6 protein-coding genes, 3 tRNA genes and 3 rRNA genes are annotated in these 11,956 nt (G+C 43.8%); 1 reads left to right on the top strand and 11 read right to left on the bottom strand.

What is annotated here, in order from left to right; genetic code table 11:
• The first annotated feature begins 95 nt into the window (after positions 1-95).
• Complete coding sequence (locus LDX54_RS01885; protein WP_265667032.1) at positions 96-1,466, top strand: amino acid permease; 1,371 nt, start codon at positions 96-98, stop codon at positions 1,464-1,466.
• 116 nt (positions 1,467-1,582) lie between these two features.
• Here the strand turns inward: LDX54_RS01885 and LDX54_RS01880 are convergent, their stop codons facing one another.
• The 11 genes from LDX54_RS01880 to serS all read right to left on the bottom strand — a co-directional run bounded on the left by LDX54_RS01880 (position 1,583) and on the right by serS (position 11,944).
• On the bottom strand, positions 1,583-1,945 hold the full coding sequence (locus tag LDX54_RS01880; RefSeq protein ID WP_110445632.1) for a DUF956 family protein: 363 nt from the start codon (positions 1,943-1,945) through the stop codon (positions 1,583-1,585).
• 6 nt (positions 1,946-1,951) lie between these two features.
• Positions 1,952-2,866: a PTS system mannose/fructose/sorbose family transporter subunit IID gene (locus LDX54_RS01875; protein ID WP_265667033.1), complete on the bottom strand. Its 915-nt coding sequence runs from the start codon at positions 2,864-2,866 to the stop codon at positions 1,952-1,954.
• A gap of 27 nt (positions 2,867-2,893) precedes the next feature.
• Positions 2,894-3,703, bottom strand: coding sequence for a PTS mannose/fructose/sorbose transporter subunit IIC (locus tag LDX54_RS01870; RefSeq protein WP_110445630.1), 810 nt, complete (start codon positions 3,701-3,703; stop codon positions 2,894-2,896).
• Positions 3,704-3,720: 17 nt separating this feature from the next.
• Positions 3,721-4,731 carry a PTS sugar transporter subunit IIB gene (locus LDX54_RS01865; RefSeq protein WP_265667035.1) on the bottom strand — a complete coding sequence of 337 codons (1,011 nt, stop codon included), beginning with the start codon at positions 4,729-4,731 and terminating at the stop codon, positions 3,721-3,723.
• A gap of 161 nt (positions 4,732-4,892) precedes the next feature.
• Positions 4,893-4,966, bottom strand: a tRNA-Asn gene (locus LDX54_RS01860).
• 10 nt (positions 4,967-4,976) lie between these two features.
• Positions 4,977-5,093, bottom strand: a 5S ribosomal RNA gene (gene rrf / locus LDX54_RS01855).
• A gap of 71 nt (positions 5,094-5,164) precedes the next feature.
• Positions 5,165-8,069, bottom strand: a 23S ribosomal RNA gene (locus LDX54_RS01850).
• 122 nt (positions 8,070-8,191) lie between these two features.
• Positions 8,192-8,264: transfer RNA gene (locus LDX54_RS01845), tRNA-Ala, on the bottom strand.
• Between the two features lie 41 nt (positions 8,265-8,305).
• Positions 8,306-8,379 (bottom strand) — tRNA-Ile (locus LDX54_RS01840).
• Between the two features lie 129 nt (positions 8,380-8,508).
• A 16S ribosomal RNA gene (locus LDX54_RS01835) occupies positions 8,509-10,068 on the bottom strand.
• Together the 16S, 23S and 5S rRNA genes with 3 tRNA genes alongside form the textbook arrangement of a ribosomal RNA operon.
• A gap of 568 nt (positions 10,069-10,636) precedes the next feature.
• Positions 10,637-11,944 carry a serine--tRNA ligase gene (gene serS, locus LDX54_RS01830; RefSeq protein ID WP_265667036.1) on the bottom strand — a complete coding sequence of 436 codons (1,308 nt, stop codon included), beginning with the start codon at positions 11,942-11,944 and terminating at the stop codon, positions 10,637-10,639.
• Positions 11,945-11,956: the final 12 nt, after the last annotated feature.

The raw sequence follows: 11,956 nt of genomic DNA, 5'->3' as shown, positions 1-11,956 counted from the left end.
ATTTGTTCAAATTTTAGTTTGGTTAAAAACATACGCTTATGTATAATGCTATAATTTAATAATGTAACTAATTTTTAAGTATTTGGAGTGATTTAATGAGCGAAGAAGAGGAAAATAACGGTTCTGGTTACGAACGAACCTTGACTAACGCGCATATTCAATTGATTGCCCTAGGTGGGACAATTGGGACTGGTTTATTTCTAGGTGTAGGTAATAGCATTAGACGAGCCGGTCCCAGTGTCATTCTGATTTATGTCGTCGTTGGTGTTTTCTTATTTCTACTAATGCGAGCTTTGGGTGAGCTAATTGTTTCAGACTTATCCAAGCATACCTATATTGATTTTATTGAAAAGTACTTAGGTAAAAATACTGGCTTTATCTCAGGTTATCTTTACTGGATTAGTTGGGTTACGTTAGGCATGGCAGAAATGACAGCCCTAGGTATATATTTCCAGTACTGGTTTCCCCATTTGCCCACCTGGGTGCCTGGCTTGATCACAATCGCAATTTTACTATTTATTAATTTGCTTTCTGCCCGACTTTTCGGTAATTTGGAGTTTAGTTTTGCTATTATTAAAATTGTGACTGTTATTGCTTTTGTGATTTTAGTAGCCTATTTGTTAATAACTGGTGGCAAAACCACTTTTGGTCCCGTTACTCTAGCTAACTTGTCTGCGCATGGTGGCTTCTTTGCTAAAGGGAGTACCGGCTTTTTCTCTGGCTTTCAAATGGTTATCTTTAGCTTTGTTGGCGTTGAACTAGTCGGACTGACTGCTGCCGAAGCCCAAAATCCTAAGGTAACGATTAAAAAGGCTATTAACGAAGTACCAATGCGGATAATATTATTTTATGTTCTCGCTATTATCGCCATTTTGGTCGTTATTCCTTGGGATAAGGTGGCTACTAACTCTAGCCCATTTGTGCAGACTTTAGCAGCAACTGGTATTCGCAATGCTGGTTCAATTATCAACTTTGTTGTCATTTCAGCAGCCGTTTCTTCAACTAATAGTATTTTGTATAGTGCAGGCCGATTATTATTTTCTGTTACTTTTAACGGTAAGGGTAAATTTAACCAGACATTTGGTCATTTAAGAAGACAATTACCACAAAATGCTTTAACTCTATCAGCTTGCCTAATGGCCTTAGCACCTTTTGTTATTATTATTATTGGCAATGAGGCCTTTAATTTTATTTCTTCTACTTCTACCAGTATGTTTTTAATTATTTGGTGTCTAATGCTTTTAACTCATATTGCCTACCGGAAAAAGACACCTGCACAAAAACTTACCGATTTTAAAATGCCAGGGTTTCCTTTTTTAGATTACATTACCCTGATCTTTTTTATTTTGATGATTGTTTTACTATTAATTTTACCTGCAAACAGAGTATCAATGGTTTCAGCTCTGTTAATCTTTATAGTTTTGTCAACCGTATCTAAAGTTTGGCACAAAGAAAAGAAGGCATAGCAATGCCAGCTTTGAAGCGGAAAATTCTGCGGAATTCGGTGTTGTGGTAGACATAAGTATTAAAACCAATAATTAACAAAAAATTCCTAGACAATTGATTTTGTCTAGGAACTTTTTTAATTATGTCTTATTCTTCTTTTGATTTTTTGCCATAATCCCAGCGCTTGTCGCATATGTTCAGCGGGAACATATTGACGAATAGCACGTAAAGTTTTCTTATTGTCTCGCGTAGTAAAAATAAACTTACCACTTGCACGAGTGCGAATTTCAAAACGAGGTATATAGCGTCCATGAAAATAAACATCCGCTACCACGTAGGTAACCTCTTGCCACGGAATTTGGACATAATCAGAGATATTGCGCTCATTATAGAATTCAAACGCCTTATCTCCAACCATTACTTTACCGTATGTTGATAACGCACGAAACCAAGTTGCATTTGCCGTTAAATCAACTTTAGTATTTTTTGATTCAACCATTTTAGCTTAAAGTACATGCAGAACGTGCAAAACGACACCGACAATAAAGATGGCAATAATGATCAAAATTGGTGAAACTTTCTTCTTTAATAGCCACATACAAAGGAAAGTAAGCAGCAGTCCGGCTAATCCCGGAATTAAACTATCCAAGTTGTTTTGCAAAGTAGTTACTTTAAACTTGGTTAGTGATAAGCCGTTGGCTTGATCTATTAAAGCTTGCTGAATTCCTTTGGCACCAGCAGGAAGTGATCCCCAGTCAATATAGCCACCCTTTTGAACTGGTGTCTTTGAAACAATCGGAGTGAACTTAATGTTAACCCAGCGTTCAATTAAGGAGCCTAAAACAAACATACCCATCATGGAAGCGCCACGAGTTACCTTTTGCAATAGACCACCAGACATATCACTGGTAATAGCAGAACCGGCCTTGTAACCAAATTCCTGTGTATACCACATAAAGGCCAATCTAATTAAATTCCAAATAACGAAGAACAAAATCGGTCCTAAAACGTTACCCTGAATAGCCATTGAAGCACCTAAGGCACCAACTATTGGTCTTACCGTGTACCAGAATACAGGGTCACCAACACCAGCCAAAGGTCCCATCATTCCGACCTTAACACCTTGAATAGCTTCGTCTTCAACTTTAGCACCATTAGCCTTGTCTTCCTCTAAGGCTAAAGTAACACCTAAAATTGGTGATACCAGATAAGGGTGAACGTTAAAGAATACCAGGTGTCTTTGCAAAGCAGCTGCCATATCATCCTTTTTAGGGTAAAGTTTCCTTAAAGCGGGAATAAGTGAATAGGCATAACCACCGTTCTGCATTCTTTCATAGTTCCATGAAGCTTGCAAAAATTGTGAGTGCCACATAACTTTGAAGCGGTCGGCTTTAGTTAATTTTATTTTTTTATCAGCCATTATAAAATCCTCCTCTTAAATATCACTCTAATAGTCATCTATGATATCGCCGAGTGGATCGCCGGTACCGTCATTATCAGAATTTGAGCTACCGCCATTGCCACCTTTTGACTCTAAAGATAAGTACATCAGTGCTAAAGCTAAGCCAATAGCACCTAAAGCAATCAAAGTTAAATCTTTTATTGCTGCCAGAGCAAAACCGATGGCAAAGAATGGCCAAACTTCACGACTAGCCATCATGTTGATAACCATTGCGTAACCAACAGCTACAACCATAGCACCACCAATTGACATGCCATCGCTCAGCCATGCTGGCATTAAGCCCAGCCAGTATCTAACTTGTGAAGCAGGAATAGCTAACAGCAGTGCAGCCGGAATAGCGATTCTCAACCCTTGTAGACAAACATCAAGCCATTGCCACATATTAATTTTACGCCAATCGCCCCTTTTAGCATCAGCATCCATAATGTGAACAATACCAGTAGAAATTGTCCGTACGATCATAGTTAAAAAGAGTCCGGCAACGGCCAAAGGCATGGCAATACCAGTAGCCATACCAATTCCTTTTGTTCCTTGACCACTTTGAACCAGGATGATTGCGGAAGCTACTGAAGCCAAGGCGGCATCAGGAGCAACAGCAGCACCAATGTTAGCCCAGCCTAGGGCAATCATTTGTAAATATCCACCTAGGATAACACCTAAAACCAGATTGCCAGTTACGAGACCAATTAATGTACAAGCAACTAATGGTTGGTGAAATTCCCATTGGTCTAAGATGCCTTCCATACCTGCAAGAAAGGCAACTATGACAACTAAAATCATTTGAATAGCGTTCATTTTTTACTCCTATTCTCTTACTTGTTTTGTTCGTCAAGCAAACTTTGAGCTTTATTTAAAATAGCTTCCATATTGCCTTCTTTATCTGTTGGAACTTTACGCACATCGTACTTGACTCCCAGTTTTTCAAGTTCGTGGAAAGTATCAACATCTTCTTGATTCATAGACAATACATTATTTGCATTGACATCTCCGACTTTGTAAGACATTGAACCGACATTAACAGTCTTAATGTCAACACCTGCCTTGATTACTTTTAAAACATCTTCAGGGTTTTCAAAAAGCAATAAGGCATGTGTATTGCCAAAACGGGGATCTTTAGCAATCTCTACCATCTTCTTCAACGGAACAGTATGTGCTTTGACCCCTGCAGGAGCGGCTTCACGAATCATGCTTTTACGCATTTCGTCTTTAGCTACACTATCGGAAACTACAATTACACGATCTGGGTGCATAGTCGGTATCCAGCCCGTTGCTACCTGACCATGCAAAAGACGTGAATCAATTCGCGCTAAGACAAACTTAATCTGACCATCACCAACAACTGTACCTTCAGGAATAGTTTTCTTATTAGCTGAATTAGCAGGTTGGGACGGTTTTTGAGCTGCTGCAGATTCCTGTGGCATTAAGTCCGCTGGCTTGGTTTTAATACCATCCTTTGCCGGATCAACAATAGCAGTCGCAATCTGATGAGCAGTAGCATCAGGATTGGTCATCCTCTGCGTCAATGCTTCAACAACCATTGGTAAGTTCATACCAGTAACAATAGCCCATTTAGGATGCTTTTCAAGCAGTGCATTGGCTTGATTAAATGGCGTACCTCCCCACAAATCAACTATCAGCAAAACTTCATCTTGATTTGCAAATGAAGCAATTGCCGTTTCCATTTTGCCTCTAATATCATCTGGACCTTCATCAGGTTTCAAAATGACATGAGCAAAATTATCTTGTTCGCCAAACAGCATCTGCGCAGATTCCGCAATACCGTCAGCAAAACCACCATGGCTGGCTAAAACAATTCCTACCATGAGATTTCCTCCTTTAGATAAAACATATCCAATATTATTTTATCGTTAAAAAGGTTTGATGTCACATTCTTTAAAAATTAGTTCACGTATTTCTAATATAATAGCCATCGTCACTTAAAAATAATTAGGCACAAAAAAAGAGGACCTTTCCAGGTCCTCTTCTCTCGGCTGTCAGACTCGAACTGACGACATCTTGATTAACAGTCAAGCGCTCTACCAACTGAGCTAAGCCGGAATACTAAAAAGCACGGCAGCGTCCTACCCTCGCAGGCAGTCTCCCACCAACTACTCTCGGCGTGAAGAAGCTTAACTGCTGTGTTCGGCATGGTTACAGGTGTTTCCTTCTTGCTCTTGCCACCGTACTTTTCCTTGTGAGCTTTTACACTCAAAACTAAATATAATCCGCTAAAAAAACCTTGATTGCCTTTAAGCTTTGGTCAAGTCCTCGACTGATTAGTACTGGTCCGCTCCAAGCCTCACGGCTCTTCCACTCCCAGCCTATCTACCTCTTAGTCTTTGAGGTGTCTTACTACTTGCGTATGGGAAATCTCATCTTGAGGGGGCTTCGCACTTAGATGCTTTCAGCGCTTATCCCGGCCATACTTAGCTACCCAGCGATGCCTTTGGCAAGACAACTGGTACACCAGCGGTATGTCCATCCCAGTCCTCTCGTACTAAGGACAGCTCCTCGCAAATTTCCTACGCCCACGACGGATAGGGACCGAACTGTCTCACGACGTTCTGAACCCAGCTCGCGTGCCGCTTTAATGGGCGAACAGCCCAACCCTTGGAATCGACTTCAGCCCCAGGATGCGACGAGCCGACATCGAGGTGCCAAACCTCCCCGTCGATGTGAACTCTTGGGGAGATAAGCCTGTTATCCCCAGGGTAGCTTTTATCCGTTGAGTGATGGCTCTTCCATGCGGTACCACCAGATCACTAAGCCCGACTTTCGTCCCTGCTCGAGTTGTCGCTCTCGCAGTCAAGCTCCCTTATACCTTTGCACTCTGTGAATGATTTCCAACCATTCTGAGGGAACCTTTGGGCGCCTCCGTTACACTTTAGGAGGCGACCGCCCCAGTCAAACTGCCCGTCTGACACTGTCCCATGCCTCGCTTAGAGGCTCTAGTTAGAGCAGCCATCAAACAAGGGTAGTATCCCAACATTGCCTCTGATAACACTGGCGTGCTATCTTCTCCGGCTCCTACCTATCCTGTACATGTTTAACAGCTGCCCAATATCAAATTGCAGTAAAGCTCCATGGGGTCTTTCCGTCCTGTCGCGGGTAACCCGCATCTTCACGGGTATTATAATTTCACCGAGTCTCTCGTTGAGACAGTGCCCAAATCATTACACCTTTCGTGCAGGTCGGAACTTACCCGACAAGGAATTTCGCTACCTTAGGATCGATTATAGTTACGGCCGCCGTTTACTGGGGCTTCAGTTCGCTGCTTCGCTTGCGCTAACAGCTCTCCTTAACCTTCCAGCACCGGGCAGGTGTCAGCCCCTATACGTCGTCTTACGACTTGGCAGAGACCTGTGTTTTTGATAAACAGTTGTTTGAGCCTATTCACTGCGGCTGGCTTTTACACCAGCACCCCTTCTCCCGAAGTTACGGGGCGATTTTGCCGAGTTCCTTAACGAGAGTTCTCTCGCTCACCTGAGTGTTCTCCACTCGACTACCTGTGTCGGTTTGCGGTACGGGTACCTATCTTCTCACTAGAAGCTTTTCTTGGCAGTGTGACGCTTGAACCTTCGCTACTATAATTTCGCTCCTCATCACGCCTTGTGCTTACCAGTAATAAGCATTTGACTCATTACCACACTTGACGCTTAAACATGGCTTCCAGCGCCATGCGTTCTTTGCCTCCTGCGTCCCTCCTTCGCTGTTAACGAAGATAAGCAGTACAGGAATCTCTACCTGTTCTCCATCGACTACGCCTTTCGGCCTTGCCTTAGGTCCCGACTTACCCTGGGCGGACGAGCCTGCCCCAGGAAACCTTAGTCTTTCGGCGGATAGGATTCTCACCTATCTTGCGCTACTCATACCGGCATTCTCACTTCTAAACGCTCCATTTATCTTCACAGTTAAACTTCGCCGCATTTAGAACGCTCTCCTACCACGTGCATTACTGCACATCCACAGTTTCGGTACTATGCTTAGCCCCGGTAAATTTTCGGCGCAGCGTCACTCGACTAGTGAGCTATTACGCACTCTTTTAATGATGGCTGCTTCTGAGCCAACATCCTAGTTGTCTACGCAACTCCACATCCTTTTCCACTTAGCATAGATTTGGGGATCTTAACTGGTGATCTGGGCTGTTTCCCTTTCGACTACGGATCTTATCACTCGCAGTCTGACTCCAGTGCCTTGATCGCTGGAATTCGCAGTTTATCTGAATTCAGTAACCCCTGACGGCCTTCGTCCAAACAGAGCTCTACCTCCATGATCATTTCTAGCACCAGGCTAGCCCTAAAGCTATTTCGGAGAGAACCAGCTATCTCCAAGTTCGTTTGGAATTTCACCGCTACCCACAACTCATCCCCGCAATTTTTAACTTACGTGGGTTCGATCCTCCAGTGCGCTTTACCGCACCTTCAACCTGGTCATGGGTAGGTCACTTGGTTTCGGGTCTACATCAACTAACTACTGCGCCCTCTTCAGACTCGCTTTCGCTCCGGCTCCGTCTTTTCTGACTTAACCTCGCTAATTAACGTAACTCGCCGGTTCATTCTACAAAAGGCACGCCATTACCCCTTAATGGGCTTTGACTATTTGTAGGCACACGGTTTCAGGTTCTCTTTCACTCCCTCCCGGGGTTCTTTTCACCTTTCCCTCACGGTACTGGTTCACTATCGGTCACAATGTAGTATTTAGCCTTGCGAGATGGTCCTCGCTGCTTCAATCGGGATTCCTCGTGTCCCGACCTACTCAGGATCCTGCTCAGCGCGCTTGGGATTTCGCTTACGGGGCTCTCACCCTCTCTGGCTTACCTTCCCAGGTAATTCTGCTATCCTTTGCGCTGCCTTGTCGCAGTCCTACAACCCCAAATGATAAATCATCTGGTTTGGGCTCTTTCCGCTTCGCTCGCCGCTACTAGGGAAATCGATTTTTCTTTCTCTTCCTGCAGCTACTTAGATGTTTCAGTTCACTGCGTCTTGCCCCAGGTGGCTATTGATTCACCACCTGGTAATGCATCTGCATGCATTGGGTTCCCCATTCGGATATCTCCGGATCTTTGCGTACTTACTGCTCCCCGAAGCCTTTCGTGGTTCGTCACGTCCTTCTTCGCCTCATTGTGCCTAGGCATTCACCGTGCGCCCTTCTTTACTTGACCTTACTCAAGATACTCTCTCGGTCGCTCTTTAGCAATCTGTTCTCTTTTGATTGTTTCTCGGTTTTTCTTGGATTATATTCAGTTTTCAATGTACTAACTCATTGGATCTGTCTCAGATCCAATGGAGGCTAACGGGTTCGAACCGATGACCTCCTGCTTGCAAAGCAGGTGCTCTCCCAACTGAGCTAAGCCCCCAATGTCTTTTCTAGACACGCTGCTTTTCTTATACTTGCCTATGGGCCTAAATGGACTTGAACCATCGACCTCACGCTTATCAGGCGTGCGCTCTAACCAGCTGAGCTATAGGCCCGTATCTAGCGTATCTTTTCCTTTTTCTGAGGTACTACCCTCAAAACTAAACAATGTCTTCCCTACTCATGTGCCTTTGCCGGACTTCTCTTAGTATTTCTACTCTCCGTCTCGGCTCCCTTTTCCTTAGAAAGGAGGTGATCCAGCCGCAGGTTCTCCTACGGCTACCTTGTTACGACTTCACCCTAATCATCTGTCCTGCCTTAGACGGCTGACTCCTTTGCAGGTTATCCCACCGGCTTTGGGCATTACAGACTCTCATGGTGTGACGGGCGGTGTGTACAAGGCCTGGGAACGTATTCACCGCGGCGTGCTGATCCGCGATTACTAGCGATTCCAGCTTCATGCACTCGAGTTGCAGAGTGCAATCCGAACTGAGATTAGCTTTCAGAGATTCGCTTGCCTTTGCAGGTTCGCTGCTCGTTGTACTAACCATTGTAGCACGTGTGTAGCCCAGGTCATAAGGGGCATGATGACTTGACGTCGTCCCCACCTTCCTCCGGTTTGTCACCGGCAGTCTCATTAGAGTGCCCAACTTAATGCTGGCAACTAATAATAAGGGTTGCGCTCGTTGCGGGACTTAACCCAACATCTCACGACACGAGCTGACGACAGCCATGCACCACCTGTCTTAGTGTTCCCGAAGGAAACATCCTATCTCTAGGACTGGCACTAGATGTCAAGACCTGGTAAGGTTCTTCGCGTTGCTTCGAATTAAACCACATGCTCCACCGCTTGTGCGCCTCGTCAATTCCTTTGAGTTTTAACCTTGCGGTCGTACTCCCCAGGCGGAGTGCTTAATGCGTTAGCTGCAGCACTGAGAGGCGGAAACCTCCCAACACTTAGCACTCATCGTTTACGGCATGGACTACCAGGGTATCTAATCCTGTTCGCTACCCATGCTTTCGAACCTCAGCGTCAGTTACAGACCAGAGAGCCGCCTTCGCCACTGGTGTTCTTCCATATATCTACGCATTCCACCGCTACACATGGAGTTCCACTCTCCTCTTCTGCACTCAAGAAACATAGTTTCAGCTGCAGTTCCCAGTTAAGCTGGGGGCTTTCACAGCTGACTTATCTTCCCGCCTGCGTTCGCTTTACGCCCAATAAATCCGGACAACGCTTGCCACCTACGTATTACCGCGGCTGCTGGCACGTAGTTAGCCGTGACTTTCTGGTTGATTACCGTCAAACAAAGATCAGTTGCTTTCCTTGTCCTTCTTCACCAACAACAGAGCTTTACGATCCGAAAACCTTCTTCACTCACGCGGCGTTGCTCCATCAGACTTGCGTCCATTGTGGAAGATTCCCTACTGCTGCCTCCCGTAGGAGTTTGAGCCGTGTCTCAGTCCCAATGTGGCCGGTCAGTCTCTCAACTCGGCTATGCATCATCGCCTTGGTAGGCCGTTACCTTACCAACTAGCTAATGCACCGCGCCCATCCTTTAGTGACAGCTCGAAAGCCGCCTTTCTCAGCTTGAGCATGCGCTCTTGCTGCTTATTTGGTATTAGCACCTGTTTCCAAGTGGTATCCCAAGCTAAAGGGCAGGTTGCCCACGTGTTACTCACCCATCCGCCGCTCGCGCTTCTGACTTCCTACCGAAGTATTCTGTCAAAATTGCTCGCTCGACTTGCATGTATTAGGCACGCCGCCAGCGTTCGTCCTGAGCCAGGATCAAACTCTCATTTTTTAAATGTTTGTTTGAATGTTTGCTCATTCGTTCCAAGATTCGCATCTCGGATTTATTTGCTTGCGAAATTGACTTCGCTCTTTTGTTTTGGGTTCTTTTAAACCCGCACATTTTTGCGAAAACATTGTTCAGTTTTCAAGGTACTACCTGCTGCTTTAAAGCAGCTTTTTTATTTTGCCAGATTCAGTTGCTTTTGTCAAGCACTTTTTTCTGACTTATTTTGCCGTCTTACCGGACAGCGTTTATTATCTTACTAAAACAATTGACTTTTGTCAACTGCTTTTGCTTGATTTGTTTTGAACTTGTTATTTGCTGTAACTCGCTCAAACACAAGTAATACCTTACTCTTTTTCTCTTCATTCGTCAAATTAATCATTTTGTTCGTTATTTAAGTAAATTCGCAATCAAATTAGTTTTGTCTAATATCTGATACTGCAATTTTTCGCTTTTATGACTAGACCAATTTGCTAATTATTCGTAATTTCATCATTTTTTACAAGTATTGCAGCAAAATTTTTTACAAAAAAAGCGCAAGTTTATTAAACTCACGCAAAAAATAATTGTTTCTCTAAATTAGAGTTTCTTCTTTAGTAATTTTTGTCATTCCGTTCATATAAGGAACCAAAACTTCTGGTACAGTGACTGTGCCATCTTCATTTTGATAGTTTTCTAAAATTGCGGCAACAGTTCTGCCAACAGCCAAACCTGAGCCGTTAAGAGTATGTGCTAAATGCAGTTTGCCATCTTCGTCACGGTAACGAATTTGTGCACGACGAGCCTGGAAGTCAGTACAGTTCGAACAACTAGAAATTTCACGATATTTATCTTGAGCCGGCATCCAAACTTCCAGATCATAAGTCTTGGCACTAGTAAAACTGGCATCCCCAGTGGATAAAGCAACTACATGGTATGGCAAATCTAGTTTTTGCAGTAAATGTTCAGCATTATGAGTCAGTTTTTCTAATTCATCCCATGAATCTTCCTGCTTACAAATCTTAACCATTTCGACTTTTCTAAACTCGTGCATCCTAATTAAGCCACGAGTATCACGTCCAGCTGAACCAGCTTCACTTCTAAATGCTGGAGATAATGCAGTAACATTGATCGGCAGCTTATCACCATGAATAATTTCATCACGGAAATAGTTAACAAGCGGTACTTCTGCAGTAGGAATCAAAGTTAAATCCCTGGGCTTGTCCGGATTATCATTGTCAACGATGGTATAAACATCTTCACGGAACTTAGGGAATTGTCCTGTACCTTGCATTGACTCATCATTAACTAGATATGGCGGAATTATTTCGGTATATCCTTCCTTGGTGTTTTCATCAAGGAAAAAGTTAAAAACAGCTCGTTCAAGCAAGGCACCAGCACCTTTATAATAGACAAAACGCGCACCTGAAACTTTGGCACCTCTGTCCCAATCCAGGATATCCAAATCTGTACCAATCTCCCAGTGTGCTTTAGGCTTGAAAGCTAGTTTAGTTGGTTCATGCCATTTACGAACTTCTTCATTATAACTTTCATCGGGTCCGATTGGATCAGAATCATCAGGAAAGTTAGGCAGCCGCAACAAAATATAATTTTGCTTTTCAGTTAATTTGGCAACCTTATCATCAAGTTCCTTAATTTCCTGTCCAACTTCACGCATTTTTTGAACTGCAGCAGAAGCATCTTCTTTATTTCTTTTTATTGCAGCAATTTCTTTTGAAACCGTATTGCGCTCTGCTTTTAACTGCTCGCTACGATTTAATTCTTCACGTCGATCAGCGTCAATTTTGACTAATTCATCCAATTCCTCCGGCTTAACGCCACGTCTGCCAAGTTTATCCTTGGCCCAATCAAGATTCTCGCGAATCACCTTAATATCCAGCATCTTTTTACCTCC

This window comes from Lactobacillus sp. IBH004 (assembly GCF_026185255.2).
Lineage (GTDB): Bacteria > Bacillota > Bacilli > Lactobacillales > Lactobacillaceae > Lactobacillus > Lactobacillus melliventris.
Note: the sequence above shows the minus strand (reverse complement) of the source record. Positions and strands in the feature narration are given on the sequence as shown.